This window comes from Pseudomonas sp. GW822-FHT06D10, from assembly GCF_058799535.1.
On record NZ_JBXALN010000004.1, the window covers coordinates 710,668 to 731,485 of the forward strand.

Here is a 20,818-nt window from a genome sequence, read left to right on the forward strand (position 1 = left end):
GAGCAATGCGCGCCCCTAGCGGCACGCGACCTTGGCCAGTGCTCCGGCCTGGGCGATGGCCAGGTCATTGCCGTTGGCATCGATACCGACAAAGGTGCTGATGTAGGAATACACCTGCTGATAGGCCTTGCCGTCGTACCGGTAGAAGGTGTCGTTGTGCTCTCCGGCACTGACCCGTGCACTGGTCATCAGGTCGGGCATGCCGTTGCAGGAAGTCGCCAGTACGCCCAGGGGGCCATCCTCGACGGCGAACAGCGGCTCGGCGTGTGCCTTGCCGGCACGATAAAGCCATTGGCTTGAGTTGACCTGATTGCCGCTCATGCCACAGCTCAAGAACAGCAATTGGCCATGGGGGCCGCGGCAGGTTGTGGCAATCACCCCCTCCTGCGCGCATTGAGCATTGATCTGCTGACGGGTGTCGGCGCCCAGAACCGCCAGGGCCTGGTTCGCCGGGCTGTCCACCGGCTCGCTGGCGCACAGCCCCTTGCCCCTGGGCCAGGCCCGGCGGGCGCCGAGATACACCGGCGCCAGCGCGGCAATCACTGCATCCAGCTCGCGGCCCAGGCATCGGGTATCCGGGCAACGGCTGATGGCGCGGTTCTGCCTATCGACCTGCCGTGCCAATTGCCACGGGGTGAACACCTGCGTGATCGAGCCGTACTGCACAAAGCGCGCCTTGAACAGTTTCTCCACCAGCGCTGCGTCGTTGCAGGTTCCCGCAGGCAAGGCCTGGCGCGCGGCGGCGGCATCGTGCAGGGCGCTGTCGTCCGCGCTGAAGCCCAGCGTCGTCACGTCCGTACAGGGCTTCAGCAACAATTGCGACGAGAGATAACCCGCCTCGACCTGCTCGCTACCCGGAATCACCCGCTTGCCCTGCGCCCACGCGGGCGAGGCCAGTAAGAGCGTGCATGCCAACAGGCTAATGGGGTATTTCATCGTCGCGTTGCCATCCATTGATGTGCTCAGAGCGCTTGCGCGCTTGTTGAGTATTGCGCGGGGTTGACCAGGTGTGCGCCACAGGCCGATCAGGGATGCTCGCGGCCAACAGCAGCCGTGCCGCGCTATTCAGGCCTGCCAGAGCCTTGTTAAGGTTCCGGCTCCCGCGTAGCCGTGATGCAACCGGAGCATATTGCTCATCCAGCAAGCCTCGCGCAACGAAACAGATGCATTCGTCCTTTGGAGACCACTGATGCAATCGCTGCCCCTCTCGCCCCTGCTCGTTGGTGAATCACTTGAACTGCGCCCACTTGAGGCCGTGGACTTCGCGGCGCTGTATGGCGTCGCCTGCGATCCCTTGATCTGGGCTCAGCACCAAAGCTCGACCCGCTATCAGGAGCCGGTATTTCGCCAATGGTTCGACGACGCACTGGCGGCCAGGAGCACCCTGATCGTGATCGACCGCGACAGCGGCAAGGTTGCAGGCAGCTCCCGCTACTACGAGTTCAACGAGGACCAGCGTGAAGTTGCCATCGGCTACACCTTTCTGGCGCGCGAAAAATGGGGAGGCCGTGCCAACAAGGAACTCAAGTACCTGATGCTCGGGCACGCCTTTCAGTGGGTCGACACCGTCTGGTTCCATGTTGCGGGTTCGAATATCCGCTCACAGCGAGCCATGGAGAAAATCGGCGGGCAGTTGTCGCACACCGTCCTGAAGCAGGTGAATGGCGGTACTCAGGAGAATCTGTTTTTCAAGGTTGAACGCACGGCCTTTGAAGGCCAGCTGTCGCTTGCCCGTTCGTGACCCCGTTCAATCTGCGCCACCAATGGGCAGAGCCCGGCAGAACAAGCCTGCCGGGCCCTTGAGTGAAGCCTGTAGAAGCCCCGCATCGTCGCGGAGCCTCTTGCAGGCCGTTAGAACACGTTGTCCCAAGTGTAGCTACCGGTTTTCCACTTGTGATCGGGGTAGAACACCCGCGGCGGCTTGATGGTCGGGGTATAGCCGAAGCGGGCCCAGATCGGCCGCTCGGTCACTATCGTGAAACTGCCGTTGGCCTGCAGGCGGATGGTTGCGCCGGGGTGACCAGCCGTGCCGCTCTGCCAGACGACCGCATTGTTCGCGGCGTAGATCACCAGGTTGCCGTCTGCCTGCATGACGCAGCGCACACCACCTTTGTTCTGGGTATAGGTCGCCCAGACCACGCTCCAGTTCGGCCCGTACACCACCAGGTTGCCATCGCCCTGGAAGACCAGAGCGTGATCGCCAGCGCTGTAGAACTGGCCCGGTACCAGCTCGGCCGGACCGCTGATGATCATTGCCGTACCCACCGCCGGGGTGAATACACGACCATTGGGCGCATACCAGTGCGGGATGGTGTCGACAGTAACGATGTTCCCGTCGTCCTGAAGCTGGGTGAACGCACGCAGCGAGGCATCTTCGCGCGAACCCATGGTGGGGTCACTCGGAGTGGTCGACCAGATACGGCCGCGCAGCGGGTCATCCAGGACAAAGCCGTAGTTCATGAAGACCATCATCGGATCTTTCTTGTTGCCCTTGCTCACGTTGGTGAACGGCGTGTTCTGGTCAGCCACCCATGCCAACTGGGCGCCGTCATACAGTGCCAGGTTGCCATCGGGCTGGAAGAGCAGCTTGAAGCGCTTGTTGGGGGATTGAAGATACTGGTTCGGCGCCATGTAGTAGCGAGCCGGCAGCACAGAAGAGCCGTTATCGGTAAAGTCGTATCGAATCCAAGCCATGTTGTTACCTATTGAGTCGAATGATGGATGCGGAGGATTCCGCCTGCATGTCGCTCAAAGGCGAGGAAATCGAAGCTCTTGGCTTTCACGAAGGGGGCGATAGCTTCAACGCGCAGTTATGACCGCCACGGCGTGAGAGCTCCACCCATTCCAATAATGACTGCGACAGCGCTACGCGCGGCCTGGAACCGTCATGCAACAGGAGTTCGGGCCTCTGTCCCGGACGAGCCGTTGCATCACAGGCTCAATGACCGACGCCGCTGTCACACCTGGCCGCTCCTGGCGATAGCTCGAGACTCGCGGCCTTTACATGATTCAAGGTTCCACAGCGGGAACATTTGATCTGGAGCTCAGTAAACTCGCCCACTCGAGCGAGAAGTCGATTGCAACTTCCACATCTGCATTCTTTTAACATCTGCAAATCCATTTGATTATCTGCCTGACACCCTTACGGGAACACCCATATAGTACGATATAGGAATACCCATTTGCAAGCTTATGGGAAGCCCCGTAATACTGGGCGAATGGAATTTAAAGATCGACTCAAAACAGCTCGTCGCCACGCCCAGCTCAATCAAACAGAGCTCGCTGAACGTGCCGGCCTGACCCAAACCTCAATCTCCGACCTGGAACGTGGCAAATCGAAGGCCACGGCCTTTGTCGCCCAGATTGCCTCGGTATGCGGCGTTTCTTCCATGTGGCTCGCTGAAGGCGTTGGAGAAATGCTCAAGGCGGCGGATACCGCATCGGCACGCACCCAGCCAAGCGTGCATTTGGACGATATCGATACCTGGGACGATGCGACCCCGCTCGATGACAACGAGGTCTACGTCCCCTTTCTTCACGAGGTGGAGCTGGCTGCAGGCTCGGGCCGGTTTGTCATCGAAGAAAGCGATACCGCCCGGCTGCGCTTCTTCAAGAAAGATCTGCGTCAGAACGGGGTGCAGTTCAACAACGCCAAGTGCGTGTCGGTCAGCGGCAACAGCATGGTCCCGGTGCTGCGCGACGGCGCAACCGTTGGCGTGAACGTCGGCAGGAATGCCCTGAAGGATGTAGTCGACGGGGAGATGTATGCACTCAACCACAATGGCCAGTTGCGCGTGAAGCAGGTTTACCGTTTGCCGATCGGGCTGCGCCTGCGCAGCTTCAACCGGGATGAACATCCGGACGAAGACTATAGCTTCGCCGAAATCCAGGAACAGCAGATCTCGATCCTGGGCCATGTGTTCTGGTGGGCGATGTACTCGCGATGATTGCCCGGGGCTGGCTGGCCGGGATAGGGCGGCAACCTCGTCGACAGGAGTGTTCAGTGATGCGTAATCTGCGTGGCCTTGTCTTGCTTGTCGTCGCTGCGGCTTCGGTCTCGGCTTGCACCACACAACTGACGGAAGCAGGAAGGCAGGTCGATCTGGTGACGGCCTCCTCGGCACAGGCCTGCAAGGTTCTGACGGCATTTACCGTGAAGGGCTCCTCCAATGGGGACGCGCTGAATATGGCCTTCAATAAAGCAGCCGAACTTGGCGCCGACAGCATGAGCGTCGTCAACGTCGGTAGCGCCTCCGACATACAAGCCGCGGCCTTGAAATGTCGTCAGTGACAGGCCTTCCATGAATCTCGCCAGACCGAACCGGAAACAGCCCTCCATCGAACACTGGCAAACCCGTCATCCAGTTCGCCAGCAAACCACAATCGAGGCCTCAGCCCATGCCTAGAAAAGAGCCGGAGGATGCCAAGGCAGTCACTGCCGCCGATATCGAGCGCTCCATCCAGGCCTTGAACAAGATGGCCGAGCGCCTCTGGGGTCAGGGTCGGGAAACCGAGGCACAAGCCTTGCTCAATGCCCTGGACGCACTCAACCGAGCGCTGGACCGAATCAGGATTGGCGAAAACCGGCGCATTGCCACCCTCCACTAGTCTGCGTGATCCAGCCGTAACAAGTGCCAAGTCATGGACGTGGCAGGAGTAGTTGCCACCCGTGCGCCCTCCCCCCCATCGAGCCGATAACCTAGCAAGCCAGGCCGAACCCGCTCATCAATCCGGGCACCAAGCCCCAGATTGGAACCCGGTCACAGCTACCCCTTGGGAACCCAATCAACCGCGCAGGAAAATTGAATTCCACGAGCGCGGATTCAGTCCACAACTATGAACACAGTAAATCTGACGAGGTAACAGCAATGACTATCGAAGCAGAGACACTTGTTGAATTGACTGAAGCCCTGCAGGACAAAGGCATGATCCTGCTTACGGATGTGACCTTCATTCGTGCGCCATACCGGAATAATCATCGTTGGGTGTGCAGCGTGAAATGACGGCCACTACAACAGCCATGACCACACCGAACATCCAATGAATGCCAGCCTGGTATAGGAATGGGAGGAGAAAGGGGGTACCGACCTGTGACAGAGAGCTGTTTGCGTCTCTATCTAAATGCTTAACGGAACGATGAGAAAACCACTGGGGCACGAAATTCAACTACCGCCAGCGCGATCAGTTTGCGCCGCCTCTAAACGAAAAAAGAGATCAAGCCGCTAAGTGCTTGATCTCTTTTAGGAATATGGTCGGGACGGAGTGATTCGAACATTCGACCCCTAGCACCCCATGCGCGCAGTACTCTCTGCGAGCCACGGAAAAAGCCTTGTAACCTCTGCGCTCGCTGCAATCGAATGCACAGGAACGTCTACAAGTGCGTGAGAGAGTCACGCAAAAGTCACGCAAGGCATCCCCTCCTCCGGCGTCCTGCCGAACGATCACATCCCCTACGCCAATTTTTCGATAGAACGAAAAGGCGTCCTTCCCGGAAACCGGGGTTGAGCGCCGGAACAACGAAAGCTATATAGCTCACAAAAAACTTTCGTAGAAAAATGACATACAGCTAATATCAAGCTCGCGCTAACTTATTCAATCCCACAAGCTTAGATGATGAAATGATTGGCTTCTCGATAAACCGATAACTTAAATAGCCGTACACAATACAGGCCACCACCATAACCGGAAGAACTACCACGCTACTTATATCCACATAACCATGAATCTTAAACCACACATGACCCATCGCTGACATAACCAGCACATGAGAAAGGTAGATGGAATACGATGAATCACCAACAACAGTGAGGAGCTTAGGTATTTTAAGACCGGCTAACTCAGCACTGCACATAAAAAACACAATGAATACGGCAGGAACACCAGAAACCAAAACCCTCCACCACCCGCTAGGTGTAGTTCCTGTGGCTTCAAGATACCACCCACCAGCAAATATCAAGACGATAAGTGATGCAGCAAGGCCTGATATGGCAATCAACATTGGCATTAATGGTTTTCTAAGCAGAATCAACTGCCCCAACATAGCACCACCTATAAACTCTATAGTAAGCGGGCTTAATACCACCTTAAGTACCGGTGAATCCCCATCATAAAGTCCGCCAACTAAGAAAATTACTACAGCCCAAGCCACAAGGAATAAGCTCAGATATCTATCCGATATAAAAAATAGTAGACAGAAGATAATATAGAAATACATCTCATGAGCAAGCGTCCACCCTACTGCCACGAGAAATGGATTTTCTGTCGGCCACAGCGCATAGGATGCCAAAATATCAGCAGGCGCACCACTATTAACCATACTTGGCGCAACGATATATAACACTAAAACCAGCGAAGTATACACCCAATATATTGGGTAAATCCGAACAGCTCTACGATACAAGAACTCGATTGCCCTCAATAGTCCATCACGCTTTCCGTCTGTTACGTAGACCATGATGAACCCACTAATCACGAAGAAAATATCCACTCCGGACACGCCGATAAGGGTAGCGTTCGGCAGAATAGTCTCTGCAGCATATTTCCCCTAAACTCTGAAAAGATGTGAAAAAAGAACAAACACTACAGCGACCGCTCGAAGCGCTTGAATCCCATTCAATGTTGCGAACATTAGCCCGTCCTAAAGTAAATATTCTCATTCGCAGGAGTGCTTCCCACAGGCTCGCATAGTAACGGATTCCGGCCACGGGTTGTGCGAAGCGAAATGATCTGACCAAGCCCTGAGGGATTCCAGTTCTTGATGAGCAGTTCGCCAGTGACATCGCAAGCGGCACACCGTCGAAGGTCTGAAAGCCATCCGGGAGAAGTCGCCGCTCTGGCTACAGAACGCGACCGACCTTGCTCTGATTACCGCACAACGCCGGACGGACATCTTGAGCATGCGATTCGATCGTGTTCAGGAAGGGTATTTGTATGTGGTGCAACAGAAGACGGCCAAGGCCAGCGACGCGGCATGGATCCGGTTCAAGGTGACCGAAGAACTACAGGCCGTGATCAGTCGGTTCCGGGATGACATCGTCTCGCCTTACTTGATCCTCCGCCGGCCTGAACGCAAGAAGCAGAAACAGGCACAGACGAAGGACCACTGGACGCAAGTCGAAGAGCGATATTTGTCGCGAGCCTTCAAAGAAGCCCGGGAAGCGGCGGGTTGCTACAAGGGATGGAAAGAGGAGGAAATACCGGGCTTCCACGAAGTGCGGGCGCTGTCGCTGCACCTGTATCAGAAAGCCGGAAAGGATGGTCAGAAGATCACCGGGCACTCCAGCGAGACGATGACCAAAAAACTACCAGCGAGACCACGCCGAGATCGTATGGTCAGAAGCAATTCCAGACCTAAATATCAGCGAAATTACCGAATAGTTTTGCGCGATTATTGCGCGGGTTTTGCGCAGGCACAAAAAAGCCGATCTAGATGATCGGCTTAAGTGTCTGATTTAAATCAGAAAATATGGTCGGGACGGAGTGATTCGAACACTCGACCCCTAGCACCCCATGCTAGTGCGCTACCGGACTGCGCTACGCCCCGACTAGGCGTGAAACCTGTTTCACTTCTCAGGAAACGTTGAGGAATATACCGCAAGCTTTTGAAAAGTGGAAGTATTTAAAACAGAGAATTACTTTTTTAGCACCACAAGCACATCTTCCAGCTCAGAGATCATCTGACGGATCAATTGCTTGTACTGGGTCGTATCGTCTTTGGCCTCATCACCGGAAAGACGCAGGCGCGCCCCGCCGATGGTGAACCCCTGGTCATAAAGCAACGCGCGGATCTGCCGGATCATCAGCACATCCTGGCGCTGATAATACCGGCGATTTCCGCGGCGCTTGACGGGGTTGAGTTGAGGAAACTCCTGCTCCCAATAACGCAGCACATGCGGCTTGACCGCACAGAGCTCACTGACCTCACCAATGGTGAAGTAGCGCTTGCCCGGAATGACCGGGAGCTCGTCGTTATGACTTGGTTCCAGCATAAGCCTCAACTCGGGCCTTCAACTTCTGCCCTGGACGAAAGGTGACCACACGGCGCGCCGTGATCGGAATTTCTTCACCCGTTTTCGGGTTACGGCCAGGACGCTGGCGTTTATCCCGAAGGTCGAAGTTACCGAAACCGGACAATTTGACCTGTTCGTTATCTTCGAGAGCGTGCCTGATTTCTTCAAAGAATAGCTCGACCAATTCCTTGGCCTCGCGTTTATTCAGGCCCAGCTCTTCGTAGAGACGTTCGGCCATTTCAGCTTTCGTCAGAGCCCCCATACGTCACTTCCTTAACGTGGCGTTCAACCTTTGTTCGAGCGAGGTGAGGATATTTTGCGTCGTAGAGTTCACCTCATCGTCGTTAAGAGTGCGCGATGGATGCTGCCAGGTCAAGCCGACGGCAAGGCTTTTTCTATGCGGATCAATGCCTTTACCCTGATAGACGTCAAACAGCCTGAGGTCTGTCAGCCACTCACCTGCATTTTCACGGATTACGTCCAGAACGGAGCTGGCCGCCACGTCACGATCCGCCAGCAATGCCAGGTCGCGACGTACTTCCGGGAAGCGCGACAGCTCATGGAATTTCGGCAAACGCCCTTGAGCCACTTCACTCAGGACCAGTTCAAACACATAGACAGGGCGGTCCAGGCCGAGATTCTTCGCCAGCTCTGGGTGAATGGCCCCCAGGAAACCGACTTCACGACCATCACGCTCGATGCGAGCCGTCTGACCAGGATGAAGCGCTGGATGCTTGCCCGGCACAAAGGTGAATGCATCAAGAGCACCGGCAAAACCCAGTACCGCTTCGACATCCGCCTTGACGTCGAAAAAGTCCACGCCATCGCGACCTTGCGCCCAGCCTTCAGGGAGGCGGCTGCCACATACAACACCTGCCAGCATCGGCTGCTGCTTCAGACCTTCCAGCTGACCAACAAAACGCAGGCCGCTTTCAAACATGCGGACACGATCCTGCTGACGGTTCAGGTTATGCTGAAGCGCCTTGACCAGGCCCGGCCACAGAGAGGAACGCATGGCTGCCATGTCGGCCGAGATCGGATTGGCCAGCAACAGCGGTTCGACGCCTGGGTTGAACAGTTCGAACAGCTTCGGATCGATGAAGCTGTAGGTGATCGCTTCCTGATAGCCACGAGCAACCAGCAAACGACGCAGAGCAGGCAGGTCACCCTCGGCCTCGGCCTTGGCCTGAGGCGCCAGACGAGCCTGCGGATAGCGAACCGGAAGACGGTTGTAACCATAAAGACGTGCCAGCTCTTCGATCAGGTCAACCTCAAGACTGATATCGAAGCGATGGCTCGGCACCTCAACACGCCACTGCCCTGCCCCATCGGCAGTTACAGTCAGGCCCAGGGCGGTGAGCAAACGCTCTACCTCAAGGCCGTCGATTTCCATGCCCAGCATCTGAGTGATGCGTTCAGCGCGCAAGGTGACAGGCGCAACGGATGGCAGATGCTGCTCGCTGAGCGTTTCAATGATCGGCCCCGCGTCGCCGCCCGTAATTTCCAGCAGCAAGCCAGTAGCCCGCTCCATGGCTTCGCGAGCAAGCTGCCAGTCCACACCACGCTCGTAGCGATGGGAAGCATCGGTATGCAGGCCATAGGAACGCGCCTTGCCAGCAACCGCGATCTGGTCGAAGAAGGCACTTTCCAGAAATACGTCACGGGTATTGGCAGTGACACCACTGTGCTCCCCACCCATCACGCCGGCAATCGCCAGGGCTCGGGTATGGTCGGCAATCACCAGGGTATCGCTGCGCAGGGACACTTCCTGACCGTCGAGCAATACCAGCTTCTCGCCCTCTTCAGCCATTCGTACACGGATGCCGCCATTGATCTCGGCGAGATCGAAGGCATGCAGCGGCTGGCCCAGTTCGAGCATCACGTAGTTGGTGATGTCCACTGCAGCATCGATACTGCGCACATCGGCGCGACGCAGGCGCTCGACCATCCACAGCGGAGTAGGCTTGGACAGGTCGACATTGCGGACGACACGCCCCAGGTAACGTGGGCAGGCAGCCGGAGCCAGCACTTCCACTGGACGCACTTCGTCATGCGCCGCAGGAATCGCCGGCACTTCCGGACGCTGCACCTTGGCCGCGTACAAGGCACCCACTTCACGGGCCATGCCGGCCAGGGACAGGCAGTCCCCGCGGTTAGGGGTCAGGTCGACCTCGATGCTGGCATCGTCCAGGCTCAGGTAGGTGCGAACGTCCTCACCCACCGGCGCATCGACCGGCAACTCCATGAGGCCGTCATTGCCCTCACCGATTTGCAGCTCAGCCTGGGAGCACAGCATGCCGTTGGATTCCACTCCACGCAGCTTGGCCTTCTTGATCTTGAAGTCGCCCGGCAACTGGGCACCGATCATGGCGAACGGGACCTTCAGGCCCGGGCGCACGTTCGGCGCGCCGCAGACAACCTGGAAGGTCTCCGAACCATTGCTGACCTGGCAAACGCGCAGCTTGTCGGCATCCGGGTGCTGCTCGGTGCTCAACACCTCGCCCACTACCACGCCACTGAAATCACCGGCGGCCGGCGTTACGCTGTCGACCTCAAGACCGGCCATCGATAGACGGGCTACCAGCTCGTCACGACTTACCTGCGGGCTAACCCAGCCGCGCAGCCATTGTTCACTGAATTTCATCCTGCTCTCCTAATAGATTCGTTACGGACGCGCGACTAGCGAAATTGCGCAAGGAACCGCAAGTCGTTGTCGAAGAACAGGCGCAAGTCATTGACACCGTAACGCAGCATGGCCAGACGCTCGGCGCCCATGCCGAAGGCAAAGCCCTGGAACTCTTCCGGATCGATCCCGGACATACGCAGCACGTTCGGATGAACCATGCCGCATCCCATGACTTCCAGCCAGCCAGTCTGCTTGCAGACCCGGCAGCCTTTACCGCTGCACATCACGCATTCCATATCGACTTCGGCGGAAGGCTCGGTGAACGGGAAGTACGAAGGACGGAAACGCACCGCCAGTTCCTTCTCGAAGAACACCCGCAGGAACTCTTCGATCGTGCCCTTCAGGTCGGCGAAATTGATGTCACGATCGACCAGCAGGCCTTCGACCTGGTGAAACATCGGCGAGTGAGTGATATCGGAGTCGCTACGGTACACACGGCCTGGGCAGACAATGCGAATCGGCGGCTGCTGCGACTCCATGGTGCGGACCTGTACCGGCGAGGTGTGGGTGCGCAACAACATGTTCGCGTTGAAATAGAAGGTGTCGTGCATCGACCGGGCCGGGTGGTGGCCTGGGATGTTGAGCGCTTCAAAGTTGTGATAGTCGTCTTCAACCTCAGGGCCTTCGGCGATGCCGTAGCCAATATGAGTGAAGAACTGTTCGATACGCTCCAGGGTCCGCGTAATCGGGTGCAGACCGCCCGAGGTCTGGCCACGGCCCGGCAGAGTGACGTCAATGCACTCGGCGGCGAGCTTGGCGCTGAGTTCCGCCTCCTCGAAAGCCGCTTTGCGAGCATTGAGAACCTCTGTTACACGCTCCTTGGCAACGTTGATCAGCGCACCGACTTGCGGACGCTCTTCGGCAGGCAGGTTGCCCAGGGTCTTCATCACCTGAGTCAGCTCGCCCTTCTTGCCAAGGAAGTGAACCCGGATCTGTTCCAGGGCATTGATGTCTTCAGCGTGTTGCACGGCCTCAAGTGCTTGAGAAACCAGCGCATCCAGGTTTTCCATGTACAGACTCCAGATACAAAATAGGGGAAGAGCTTGAAGGCTCTTCCCCTATTTATGACGTTTAACATCTGGGCTCACGAAAGGTGAGCCCGGATGACTGTCGGGGGTACTTAAGCCAAGGTGGCTTTAGCTTTCTCGACAATCGCAGCAAACGCCGCTTTTTCGTTCACTGCCAGATCAGCCAGAACCTTACGGTCGATCTCGATGGACGCCTTTTTCAGGCCAGCGATCAGACGGCTGTACGACAGGCCGTTATTACGAGCACCAGCGTTGATACGAGCAATCCACAGAGCGCGGAACTGACGTTTTTTCTGACGACGGTCACGGTAGGCGTATTGGCCTGCCTTGATTACCGCTTGCTTGGCAACACGGAATACGCGCGAGCGAGCGCCGTAGTAGCCTTTAGCAAGTTTCAGAATTTTTTTGTGACGTTTACGGGCAATGACGCCACGCTTTACACGAGCCATGAGTTACTTCCTCTATTCTTGATCCAAAAATTAACGAAGGCGCAGCATGCGCTCGACTTTTGCCACGTCAGACGGATGCAGCAAGCTGCTACCGCGCAGTTGACGCTTACGCTTGGTCGACATTTTGGTCAGGATGTGGCTCTTGAAAGCGTGCTTGTGCTTGATACCGTTAGCAGTTTTCAGAAACCGCTTAGCAGCACCACTTTTGGTTTTCATCTTTGGCATGTTCGGATACTCCGCATTCAGTTGATAAACATAATCAGAAGGCCTGCCGTGCCCTGTTGATTACTTCTTCTTTTTCGGGGCGATGACCATGATCAGCTGGCGTCCTTCCATCTTAGGATGCTGTTCGACCGAACCGTACTCTTGCAGGTCAGCTTCAACCCGCTTGAGGAGTTCCATCCCCAGCTCCTGGTGGGCCATCTCACGGCCGCGGAATCGCAAGGATACCTTGGCCCTGTCCCCGTCACTCAGGAAACGTACCAGGTTGCGCAGTTTTACCTGGTAATCCCCTTCCTCCGTCCCTGGACGAAACTTGATTTCTTTAACCTGAATCTGCTTCTGGTTCTTCTTCGCAGCAGCAATCTGCTTCTTCTTTTCGAAGATCGACTTGCCGTAATCCATCACCCGGCAAACAGGTGGGACTGCGTCGGCGGAAATTTCCACCAGATCCAGCTTGGCTTCTTCAGCTATACGAAGCGCTTCATCAATCGAGACGATGCCAATCTGCTCGCCGTCAGCGCCAATTAACCGAACCTCGCGTGCCGAGATATTCTCGTTGATCGGGGCTTTCGGTGCAGCTCGTTTATCTTGTCTCATATCACGCTTAATAATAATTACTCCGAATCTTGGCGACCACGCCGGGAAACCGCTTGTGCGAGGAACGCCGAGAATTGGGCGACAGGCATCGAGCCCAGGTCTTCACCTTCACGGGTACGCACAGCGACAGTCTGCATCTCGACCTCCCGATCTCCAATAACCAAGAGATAGGGAACCTTGAGCAAAGTATGCTCGCGGATTTTAAAGCCGATCTTTTCATTTCTCAAGTCGGACTTGGCACGAAATCCGCTTTGATTGAGTGTTTTTTCCACTTCGAGGGCAAAATCTGCCTGTTTATCAGTGATATTCATCACCACGGCCTGAGTCGGAGCCAGCCACGCAGGGAATGCGCCCTCGTAATGCTCGATCAGAATCCCGACAAAACGCTCGAAGGAACCGAGGATCGCCCGGTGCAACATCACCGGATGCTTACGGCTGTTATCTTCGGAAACGTACTCGGCACCCAGACGGATCGGCAGGTTGAAATCCAACTGCAAGGTACCGCACTGCCAGACACGACCCAGGCAGTCCTTCAGCGAGAACTCGATCTTCGGACCGTAGAATGCGCCCTCGCCCGGCTGCAGGTCGTATGGCAGGCCGGCGCTATCCAGAGCCGCTGCCAGTGCGCTTTCCGCACGGTCCCACAGATCATCGGAGCCCACGCGCTTTTCAGGGCGAGTGGACAGCTTCATCTCGATGTCCTTGAAGCCGAAGTCGGCATAGACATCCATGGTCAGCTTGATGAACGCCGCAGACTCGGCCTGCATCTGGTCTTCAGTACAGAAGATGTGAGCATCATCCTGAGTGAAGCCACGCACACGCATGATGCCGTGCAGAGCGCCCGAGGGTTCATTACGGTGGCAGGCACCGAACTCGGCCAGGCGCATCGGCAGCTCGCGGTAGCTCTTCAGGCCCTGATTGAACACCTGCACGTGGCAAGGGCAGTTCATCGGCTTGATTGCGTAGTCGCGGCTTTCCGACTCGGTGGTGAACATATTCTCGGCGTAGTTGGCCCAGTGCCCGGATTTTTCCCAGAGACTGCGGTCAACCACCTGCGGAGTCTTGATCTCCAGGTAACCGTTGTCACGCTGCACCTTGCGCATGTACTGCTCGAGCACCTGGTACAGGGTCCAGCCATTAGGGTGCCAGAACACCATGCCCGGCGCTTCTTCCTGGGTATGGAACAGGCCCAGGCGCTTGCCGATCTTGCGATGATCGCGCTTCTCGGCCTCTTCGATACGCTGGATGTAGGCAGCAAGCTGCTTCTTGTCCGCCCAGGCAGTACCGTAGATCCGCTGCAACTGCTCGTTCTTGGCATCACCGCGCCAGTAGGCACCGGACAACTTGGTCAGCTTGAAGGACTTCAGGAAACGCGTGTTCGGCACGTGCGGACCGCGGCACATGTCGACATATTCTTCGTGGTAGTACAGGCCCATCGCTTGCTCGTTCGGCATGTCTTCGACCAAACGCAGCTTGTAGTCCTCGCCACGGGCCTTGAACACCTCGATCACTTCGGCGCGCGGCGTGACCTTCTTGATCACGTCGTAGTCCTTCTCGATCAGCTGCTGCATGCGCTGCTCGATGGCGGCCATATCCTCAGGCGTGAAAGGACGCTCATAGGCGATGTCGTAATAGAAGCCTTCATCGATGACCGGACCGATGACCATTTTCGCGGTCGGATACAACTGCTTGACCGCATGCCCCACCAAGTGAGCGCAAGAGTGGCGAATGATCTCCAGCCCCTCTTCGTCCTTTGGCGTGATGATTTGCAGGGTTGCATCGCCGTCGATCACGTCGCAGGCGTCGACCAGCTTGCCGTTGACCTTGCCAGCCAATGTGGCCTTGGCCAGGCCCGCGCCAATGGAAGCGGCGACCTCGGCTACGGATACTGCGTGATCGAATGAACGTTGACTGCCGTCGGGAAGAGTAATAGTGGGCATGGCGCCTCCTCTCCTAGTGGTGACCCCTACCAAAGGTCACGTGGGTTGGGATGAGCCAGTACGCGATTCAGTCCGGCCGTTCTGCTACGAACGCCTGCCTCACAGTGGCAAGAGCCTTGCGGCCAACCGAAAAACCGAACCAGAGTGACTGGGGTTCACATCAAGATTAATGAGGCATAGACGGCAAGGGCTAGAAAAGGCCCAAAGCTTGAAAACACCGAAGCCGGGCATGCTAGCACAGATACATCGCAATCGCCGTGCAGCAAATTATCGCGAGCCTGGTTTACAGTCTTTTATTGTTGAAAGTGAACTTGAGATGTACGTCGAGCCTCAAATAACCGGAGAATCGTCGTCCTTGCTACCGACTTCAGGAGAACCCGACTCATGCGCCTTATCAAACTGCTCGCCCTTGCCGCACCGCTCACCCTGCTACTGCCTTTGAGTGCACAGGCGGCATGGCCTGCCGGAGCACGCGCCGACTACATGAAGGACTGCACCGCGGCGGCCAGCCAGAACATCGACGCCAAGAGCGCCGAAAAGCACTGTGCCTGCGGCGCCGACAAGCTAAATGAAAAATTCACCACCGAGGAGATCAAGGAGCTGATGAGCAAAACCAAGCAACCCAGCGCAGATCTGCGAACCCGAGCACTGGACGCCATCGCTGCTTGCCGGGTGGTCAAATAAGCTGCTGATGCCCGGAACAGGCTGCGCCAGTGCTCGCCACAGAGCCTGAAACGCGGTCTTTTTCACAATTTACGCAGCTTTTACGGGTTTTTTTATTACCCTCTGTTTTACGCCAAAGCCCCTTAAACCGGGGCCTGCAGCCAACTCAGATGGCAAAATACACAGGTACATCGGGCAAAGAGCGCCTCTGGGGGGCTCCCAAGCCGAACATTTCGACTATGATAGCTCGGTGTGCCCAGTTGGCCTGAGCAGCACAGCACTACTGAAAATATATGTTTCTTGGAGATACACCATGTCTAATCGCCAAACCGGCACCGTAAAATGGTTCAACGATGAAAAAGGCTTCGGCTTCATCACTCCTCAAGGTGGCGGTGACGACCTGTTCGTACACTTCAAAGCTATTGAAAGCGACGGTTTCAAAAGCCTGAAAGAAGGCCAGACCGTTTCCTTCGTGGCTGAGAAAGGCCAAAAGGGTATGCAAGCTGCACAAGTTCGCCCTGAGTAATTTCTCAGCGAGCTAAAAAAACCCCGTCCATGTGACGGGGTTTTTTATGCGTGATCCAAAGGCCTCAGCCCTCAACCACAGTTGACCCGGGTCACCACCAGGCCGGCATCAGTGTTCAGGTTCAGGCGATCCGAGCGGTACTCCAGGGTGATCATGTCGCTAGGCTTGAGGAACCGTGCGTACTGCGCGCCTGCGCGTGTACGGGCCTGCTCGAGCAACTCGGGAGAAGCCTTTTTGCCGACAGCGAATTCGGCGGCCGATGCTTCACAACGAGTGTGCCCGGACTCAGCGGCCACAGGCTCCTTTGTCGACCCGGCAGTGCTGCACCCACCAAGGACGACAGCGGCCAACAAGGTTCCGAATGAAGCGAGCTTCCAAGGCATGAAGCCTCCTTTTCAAAATTAAGCAGAGATCGTGCGACAGCCGATTTGGCTTTTGGTTTCAAAACAAATGGCCATTTGCCGTATCAGGTGAACAGCGGGCAAGTCTGCCTCAGCCGGTGCCACTCTTTCACGGGACAATCGTCACCGGATATGAGCGACGCTCAATAGATGTCGATGTAGTCGAACGCCGGCTTGGGCCAGTTCTGCTTGAGCGCATTGAAGATCTGCATCACCCAGACCTCGTCGGCGGCAGCCACCTTGCCGACATACCCGGATCCGGCCGCCCAGGTTTCCAGGCGAAATAGCAAACCTTCTATCTCGGCGCCGCCCACTACCCCCGAAGAGATATAGGCAATTCCGGTTTTGCTCACGCGCAACTGGGTATGCACGTTGTCGCTGGCAGACGCCAGCAGCTGACGCACCGCCTCCAGGGTCAGGGCATCAGGCTGGTTCAAATCGATTTGCACGGAGGCTTCCTTGAGCACAGGAAAAGCCGCAGTGTCGCACAGCACTCGCCTGATGCCTAAGTCGGAGTGCCAAACGCCCGGCAACATGGTTAACTCTGCAACGCAGCAAATACCCGCCCAGAGCCCTGCCCTGGCGCCCGCCTTATCCGAATTCGTGAGACTTTCATGGCCACCGTGAGTATCGACGCCGACATCAAAGCCAAATGGCCCCAGGGCCAATGCTCCTACAGCCCGGGGAGCCCGGAGGAGCTGGCGATCATTGGCATAGACCTGCTGGTCAAGGAACTGGGCACCCAGTCCGCCCGAGCCTTCATTGAACAAGTCTTCGAGAAATACCCGGCCGACCACCTGGGCGTACAGGACCCGGAACGGGAATAGAACCCCGCAGGCAGGTACCTGCGGGGGCAAGGTTTACTTGAGACGCGCCAGGCGCTCGGTGAGCAAGTCGAAGAAGCCCTGGGCATCGCCGTTCTCAACCCAGAACACGTTCTTTTCCTGCTTCAGGCCGTCGTACCAATCGACGATGGTCTGGCCGAAGGTCGGCCCCTCGCGGCTGTCGATGACCATATTGGCTTGCCGGCCGGTGAACAGCTCGGGCTTGAGCAGGTAGGCAATCACTGTAGCGTCATGCACCGGGCCGCCGGGAATACCGTAGTGCTCCATGTCGCCCTTGACGTACTCGTTGAGGATGTCCCCCACCACCTTGCTGGCGTTGTTGTTCAACGCCGCGATCTTCTGCAGCCGCGCATCGCTGGTCAGCACCTTGTGGGTCACGTCCAGCGGCAGATAGGTCAGTTTGACGCCGCTCTTGAGCACCACTTCGGCCGCCTGGGGGTCGGCGAACAGGTTGAACTCGGCCACCGGCGTGATGTTGCCACCGTTGAAGTGCGCACCGCCCATGACCACCACTTCCTTGATGCCCTGGGTGATGTCCGGTGCCTGGATCAGCGCCAGCGCCAGGTTGGTCTGCGGGCCGAGCATGGCGATGGTGATGCTGTGGGGCTTGGCCGCCCGCAGCGTATCGATCAGGTAGTTGATCGCATTGCCCTTGGCCAGAGGCGCCTTGGGCTCGTGCACCGTCACCCCGGAAATGCCTTCCTTGCCATGGATATTCTCGGCATAGATAGGGGTACGCAGCAGCGGCTTGGGCGCTCCGGCGTATACCGGCACCTCCTCGCGGCCCGCCCACTCACGGGCCAGACGCGCATTGCGCGAGGTCTTGTCCAACCGCACGTTGCCCGCCACCGTGGTCAGGGCGCGGATCTGCAGCTCCTCGGGGGAAGCCAGGGCGAACAGCAGGGCTACCACATCGTCAGCCCCCGGATCGGTGTCGATGATCAGATCGATTTTTTCCGCCGCCTGAGCGCCGGTAGCAGTGAGCAGAGACAAAAGCAGCAGACTCCGGAACCAGTGGTGAAACAACTGAGCATAGCGGCGCATGGCGCACTCCTTGTGCAAGATGGAAAAGGCCCGACAGCGGCCTAGAAGGTCACCCCGGCAATCAGGGCGATATTGCAATACGGCTGGCACTCCCCGGTGCGGATCACCGCACGGGCCTGGCGGCTGAGCACCTTGAAACCCTCGTGGTTCATGAGCTGCCGCTGCCCCAGCTCACCACCGGCGGTCATGCCTTCAAGCGCCGCCAGCGGCGTAGGCTGCTTGAGCAGAATTTCTTCGGCCAGCACATGACGCTCCACCTGCATCTCGCTGAGCAACACCTTCAAGGTAGTGAGAAAGTCGGGAACGCCGTGGGTCAGCGCCAGGTCGATCAACTCCACGCCCGGGGGCACCGGCAAGCCGGCATCGCCGATCACCACGATATCGCCGTGGCCCAGGGACGCGATCAAGCGTGACAGGGCAATGTTGAGCAAAGGTGTCTTTTTCATGAAGGGATAAACGCCTGAACGTCGGACAGCGTGGGAATGGAAGGTTGCGCACCGGCGCGCGTCACCGACAGCGCCGCAGCCAACTGGCCAAAGCGGATGGCCTCGGCTTCGCTCTTGCCGGCAGCCAGGGCCGCGGCAAATCCGCCGACAAAGGTGTCCCCGGCCGCCGTGGTATCGATTGCCTTGACCCTGGGCGCCGGGAAATGCTCGAAACGCTGGCCATCGGCAAACAGCGAGCCCTGTGCACCGAGGGTGATGATCACCTTGCCAGCACCCGCAGCGATCAAGCGACCGGCAGCCACTTCAGCGCTCTCCAGGGAGTCCACCGCTACCCCGCTCAAAGCCGAAGCCTCGCTCTCGTTGGGAATCAGGTAGTCGATCGCGCCATACCACTGCGCCGGCAGCGGGCCACTGGCCGGCGCCGGATTGAGGATCACCGTCTTGCCCAGTTCGCGCCCGCGCTTGAGGGTGTAGCCCACAGTCGCCAGCGGCACTTCAAGCTGGCAGATGATGACTTGCCCATCCTGCAGCACCCCATCGAACCCGGCGACCTTCTCGGGAGTGAGCTGGCCATTGCCGCCGGCGACGATGACAATCGCATTCTGGCTACTGTCATCCACCACGATCAGCGCCACCCCACTGGAGCCTTCGACCACACTCACCGCCTGGCAATCGATCTGCTCGGCCAGCAAGGCACCTCGCAGTTGCTCGCCATAGGCATCGTCGCCGACACAGCCGACCATCGACACCTGCGCTCCCAGCCTGGCCGCAGCCACCGCCTGATTGGCGCCCTTGCCACCGGATACCGTGGCGAAGGATTTGCCAATCAGCGTCTCGCCCCCTCGGGGCAGGCGCTCGGCCCGAGTCACCAGGTCCATGTTGAGGCTACCCACTACCACTACTTTTGCTGACATACATCGGTACTCAATCAGTTGGGTTCAGCGGTATTCGGCGAAAGCGCCACCGAGCGGCGCCGTCGACTCCCGCAAGACGATATTCGGCGTAACGATGCGCTGGTCGACCGGCAGCTCCCGGCAGGCGATCCGCCGCAGCAGCAACTCTGCCGCGGTTTCCCCCAGTTGCAGGATCGACTGGCCGACCGTGGTCAGCGCCGGGTAGACGTAGCGGCTCATGAGGATGTCGTCGAAGCCGATCACCGAAAGCTCGCTGGGCACGCGGATATTGCGCTCCGCTGCCGCGCGCAGCACCCCGATGCCCATCATGTCGTTGCCAGCGAAAATCGCGCTCGGCGGCTGTCCGCCATCGAGCAACTGCGCGGCTGCGCGATAACCACCAGTGCTACTGAAATCACTTTCCAGAATGCGCTCGGCAGGCACCTCGACACCGGCCTCACGCAGCGCCTGCTGGAATCCCGCCAGGCGCATCTGCGCCACACTGGTATTGCCCGGGCCGCCGATGCAGGCAATGTCCCGATGCCCCAGCTCCAGCAGGTGTCGGGTGGCCAGGTAGGCACCGTGCTGGTGGTCGATACGCACCAGGTCGGCGTTCACCCCTTCCAGCCCACGGTCGACAATCACCATCGGCGTGCGCACGCCGGCCAGCCCCTGGGCCAGGCCGCTATCGCCACCGGCCGAGGTGACAATCAACCCGTCGATACGTTTTTCCAGTAATACCCGCAGGTAGTTGCGCTGCTTCTGCGGGTTGTCGTCGGAGTTGCAGAGGATCACGCAGTAGCCGTTGCGTTCGCAATAATCCTCGATCCCCCGAGCCAACTCGGCGAAGTACGGGTTGAGGCTGTTGGGTACCAGCAAGCCGATGGTCGCCGTGGTCTTGGCCTTCAGCGAACGCGCCACCGCGCTGGGCACATAGTCCAGGCGCGCGATAGCGGCCTCGACCTTGACCCGAACTTCCTCACTGACTGGCCGCGTCTTGTTCAGCACATGGGACACCGTGGTGTAGGAAATCCCCGCCAGCGCCGCCACATCCTTGATTGTTGCCATG

26 protein-coding genes, 1 tRNA gene and 1 pseudogene are annotated in these 20,818 nt (G+C 57.8%); 9 read left to right on the forward strand and 19 right to left on the reverse strand.

Features of this window, described 5'->3' with window-relative positions:
- Positions 1 to 15: 15 nt before the first annotated feature.
- Positions 16 to 936: a hypothetical protein gene (locus tag AC1RL5_RS16995; protein WP_259699756.1), complete on the reverse strand. Its 921-nt coding sequence runs from the start codon at positions 934 to 936 to the stop codon at positions 16 to 18.
- A 253-nt stretch (positions 937 to 1,189) separates the two neighbouring features.
- Between AC1RL5_RS16995 and AC1RL5_RS17000 the strand changes: the two genes are divergently transcribed.
- Positions 1,190 to 1,741 carry a GNAT family N-acetyltransferase gene (locus AC1RL5_RS17000; RefSeq protein WP_492589800.1) on the forward strand — a complete coding sequence of 184 codons (552 nt, stop codon included), beginning with the start codon at positions 1,190 to 1,192 and terminating at the stop codon, positions 1,739 to 1,741.
- Positions 1,742 to 1,851: 110 nt separating this feature from the next.
- On the opposite strand, the gene AC1RL5_RS17005 is transcribed toward AC1RL5_RS17000, so the two are convergent.
- Together AC1RL5_RS17005 and AC1RL5_RS17010 are read right to left on the reverse strand one after the other, a co-directional pair.
- Positions 1,852 to 2,694, reverse strand: a complete 843-nt coding sequence (locus AC1RL5_RS17005) for a putidacin L1 family lectin-like bacteriocin (protein ID WP_047285119.1) — start codon at positions 2,692 to 2,694, stop codon at positions 1,852 to 1,854.
- A 244-nt stretch (positions 2,695 to 2,938) separates the two neighbouring features.
- Positions 2,939 to 3,109 carry a Com family DNA-binding transcriptional regulator gene (locus AC1RL5_RS17010; RefSeq protein ID WP_072444854.1) on the reverse strand — a complete coding sequence of 57 codons (171 nt, stop codon included), beginning with the start codon at positions 3,107 to 3,109 and terminating at the stop codon, positions 2,939 to 2,941.
- 109 nt (positions 3,110 to 3,218) lie between these two features.
- On the opposite strand from AC1RL5_RS17010, the gene AC1RL5_RS17015 reads away from it, so the two are divergent.
- From AC1RL5_RS17015 to AC1RL5_RS17030, 4 genes are all read left to right on the forward strand, one after another.
- A complete protein-coding gene (locus AC1RL5_RS17015; RefSeq protein ID WP_492589802.1) occupies positions 3,219 to 3,947 on the forward strand; it encodes an XRE family transcriptional regulator in 729 nt (242 codons plus the stop codon).
- 59 nt (positions 3,948 to 4,006) lie between these two features.
- Positions 4,007 to 4,291: a DUF4156 domain-containing protein gene (locus AC1RL5_RS17020; RefSeq protein ID WP_019094684.1), complete on the forward strand. Its 285-nt coding sequence runs from the start codon at positions 4,007 to 4,009 to the stop codon at positions 4,289 to 4,291.
- A gap of 107 nt (positions 4,292 to 4,398) precedes the next feature.
- Positions 4,399 to 4,608, forward strand: coding sequence for a hypothetical protein (locus AC1RL5_RS17025; protein WP_011060426.1), 210 nt, complete (start codon positions 4,399 to 4,401; stop codon positions 4,606 to 4,608).
- A 260-nt stretch (positions 4,609 to 4,868) separates the two neighbouring features.
- Positions 4,869 to 5,003, forward strand: a complete 135-nt coding sequence (locus AC1RL5_RS17030) for a hypothetical protein (RefSeq protein ID WP_258028848.1) — start codon at positions 4,869 to 4,871, stop codon at positions 5,001 to 5,003.
- Between the two features lie 569 nt (positions 5,004 to 5,572).
- Here the strand turns inward: AC1RL5_RS17030 and AC1RL5_RS17035 are convergent.
- Positions 5,573 to 6,496, reverse strand: a complete 924-nt coding sequence (locus tag AC1RL5_RS17035) for an acyltransferase family protein (protein ID WP_258028847.1) — start codon at positions 6,494 to 6,496, stop codon at positions 5,573 to 5,575.
- A 283-nt stretch (positions 6,497 to 6,779) separates the two neighbouring features.
- Here AC1RL5_RS17035 and AC1RL5_RS17040 point away from each other — a divergent pair.
- A pseudogene (locus tag AC1RL5_RS17040) lies at positions 6,780 to 7,377 on the forward strand (tyrosine-type recombinase/integrase); the annotation flags it as partial.
- 89 nt (positions 7,378 to 7,466) lie between these two features.
- Here the strand turns inward: AC1RL5_RS17040 and AC1RL5_RS17045 are convergent.
- From AC1RL5_RS17045 to thrS, 9 genes are all read right to left on the reverse strand, one after another.
- A tRNA-Pro gene (locus AC1RL5_RS17045) sits at positions 7,467 to 7,543 on the reverse strand.
- An 88-nt stretch (positions 7,544 to 7,631) separates the two neighbouring features.
- Positions 7,632 to 7,988 carry a MerR family transcriptional regulator gene (locus AC1RL5_RS17050; protein WP_007920509.1) on the reverse strand — a complete coding sequence of 119 codons (357 nt, stop codon included), beginning with the start codon at positions 7,986 to 7,988 and terminating at the stop codon, positions 7,632 to 7,634.
- Complete coding sequence (gene ihfA, locus AC1RL5_RS17055; protein WP_002553164.1) at positions 7,969 to 8,271, reverse strand: integration host factor subunit alpha; 303 nt, start codon at positions 8,269 to 8,271, stop codon at positions 7,969 to 7,971. Before ihfA ends, AC1RL5_RS17050 begins: the two co-directional genes overlap by 20 nt.
- Positions 8,272 to 8,274: 3 nt before the next feature.
- Positions 8,275 to 10,653, reverse strand: coding sequence for a phenylalanine--tRNA ligase subunit beta (pheT, locus tag AC1RL5_RS17060; RefSeq protein WP_492589804.1), 2,379 nt, complete (start codon positions 10,651 to 10,653; stop codon positions 8,275 to 8,277).
- Between the two features lie 35 nt (positions 10,654 to 10,688).
- Positions 10,689 to 11,705 (reverse strand): phenylalanine--tRNA ligase subunit alpha, encoded by a 1,017-nt coding sequence (pheS, locus tag AC1RL5_RS17065; RefSeq protein ID WP_011060419.1) that lies wholly within the window; start codon positions 11,703 to 11,705, stop codon positions 10,689 to 10,691.
- A 110-nt stretch (positions 11,706 to 11,815) separates the two neighbouring features.
- The gene (gene rplT / locus AC1RL5_RS17070; RefSeq protein WP_011060418.1) at positions 11,816 to 12,172 is read right to left on the reverse strand and encodes a 50S ribosomal protein L20; all 357 of its coding nucleotides are present in this window, start codon (positions 12,170 to 12,172) and stop codon (positions 11,816 to 11,818) included.
- 30 nt (positions 12,173 to 12,202) lie between these two features.
- The gene (gene rpmI, locus AC1RL5_RS17075) at positions 12,203 to 12,397 is read right to left on the reverse strand and encodes a 50S ribosomal protein L35 (RefSeq protein WP_002553160.1); all 195 of its coding nucleotides are present in this window, start codon (positions 12,395 to 12,397) and stop codon (positions 12,203 to 12,205) included.
- 60 nt (positions 12,398 to 12,457) lie between these two features.
- The gene (gene infC / locus AC1RL5_RS17080; protein ID WP_169893379.1) at positions 12,458 to 13,009 is read right to left on the reverse strand and encodes a translation initiation factor IF-3; all 552 of its coding nucleotides are present in this window, start codon (positions 13,007 to 13,009) and stop codon (positions 12,458 to 12,460) included.
- Positions 13,009 to 14,931 (reverse strand): threonine--tRNA ligase, encoded by a 1,923-nt coding sequence (gene thrS / locus AC1RL5_RS17085; RefSeq protein ID WP_011060417.1) that lies wholly within the window; start codon positions 14,929 to 14,931, stop codon positions 13,009 to 13,011. Before thrS ends, infC begins: the two co-directional genes overlap by 1 nt.
- A 384-nt stretch (positions 14,932 to 15,315) precedes the next feature.
- Here thrS and AC1RL5_RS17090 point away from each other — a divergent pair, with 384 nt between their 5' ends.
- The gene (locus AC1RL5_RS17090) at positions 15,316 to 15,615 is read left to right on the forward strand and encodes a hypothetical protein (protein WP_011060416.1); all 300 of its coding nucleotides are present in this window, start codon (positions 15,316 to 15,318) and stop codon (positions 15,613 to 15,615) included.
- 292 nt (positions 15,616 to 15,907) lie between these two features.
- A complete protein-coding gene (locus tag AC1RL5_RS17095; RefSeq protein WP_003179963.1) occupies positions 15,908 to 16,120 on the forward strand; it encodes a cold-shock protein in 213 nt (70 codons plus the stop codon).
- Between the two features lie 71 nt (positions 16,121 to 16,191).
- Here AC1RL5_RS17095 and AC1RL5_RS17100 read toward each other — a convergent pair whose 3' ends face one another.
- Together AC1RL5_RS17100 and AC1RL5_RS17105 are read right to left on the reverse strand one after the other, a co-directional pair.
- Positions 16,192 to 16,503, reverse strand: coding sequence for an I78 family peptidase inhibitor (locus tag AC1RL5_RS17100; RefSeq protein WP_093406125.1), 312 nt, complete (start codon positions 16,501 to 16,503; stop codon positions 16,192 to 16,194).
- Positions 16,504 to 16,664: 161 nt separating this feature from the next.
- Positions 16,665 to 16,970: a hypothetical protein gene (locus AC1RL5_RS17105; protein ID WP_011060414.1), complete on the reverse strand. Its 306-nt coding sequence runs from the start codon at positions 16,968 to 16,970 to the stop codon at positions 16,665 to 16,667.
- 165 nt (positions 16,971 to 17,135) lie between these two features.
- Here AC1RL5_RS17105 and AC1RL5_RS17110 point away from each other — a divergent pair, with 165 nt between their 5' ends.
- The gene (locus AC1RL5_RS17110) at positions 17,136 to 17,348 is read left to right on the forward strand and encodes a hypothetical protein (RefSeq protein ID WP_011060413.1); all 213 of its coding nucleotides are present in this window, start codon (positions 17,136 to 17,138) and stop codon (positions 17,346 to 17,348) included.
- A gap of 33 nt (positions 17,349 to 17,381) precedes the next feature.
- Here the strand turns inward: AC1RL5_RS17110 and AC1RL5_RS17115 are convergent, their stop codons facing one another.
- The 4 genes from AC1RL5_RS17115 to AC1RL5_RS17130 are packed head-to-tail and all read right to left on the reverse strand — an operon-like array spanning position 17,382 to position 20,817.
- Positions 17,382 to 18,410: a nucleoside hydrolase gene (locus AC1RL5_RS17115; RefSeq protein ID WP_011060412.1), complete on the reverse strand. Its 1,029-nt coding sequence runs from the start codon at positions 18,408 to 18,410 to the stop codon at positions 17,382 to 17,384.
- Between the two features lie 41 nt (positions 18,411 to 18,451).
- Positions 18,452 to 18,856: a D-ribose pyranase gene (gene rbsD / locus AC1RL5_RS17120; protein ID WP_072451517.1), complete on the reverse strand. Its 405-nt coding sequence runs from the start codon at positions 18,854 to 18,856 to the stop codon at positions 18,452 to 18,454.
- Positions 18,853 to 19,770: a ribokinase gene (gene rbsK / locus AC1RL5_RS17125; RefSeq protein WP_492589806.1), complete on the reverse strand. Its 918-nt coding sequence runs from the start codon at positions 19,768 to 19,770 to the stop codon at positions 18,853 to 18,855. Before rbsK ends, rbsD begins: the two co-directional genes overlap by 4 nt.
- A gap of 24 nt (positions 19,771 to 19,794) precedes the next feature.
- Positions 19,795 to 20,817: a LacI family DNA-binding transcriptional regulator gene (locus AC1RL5_RS17130; RefSeq protein WP_093406130.1), complete on the reverse strand. Its 1,023-nt coding sequence runs from the start codon at positions 20,815 to 20,817 to the stop codon at positions 19,795 to 19,797.
- Position 20,818 lies beyond the last annotated feature (1 nt).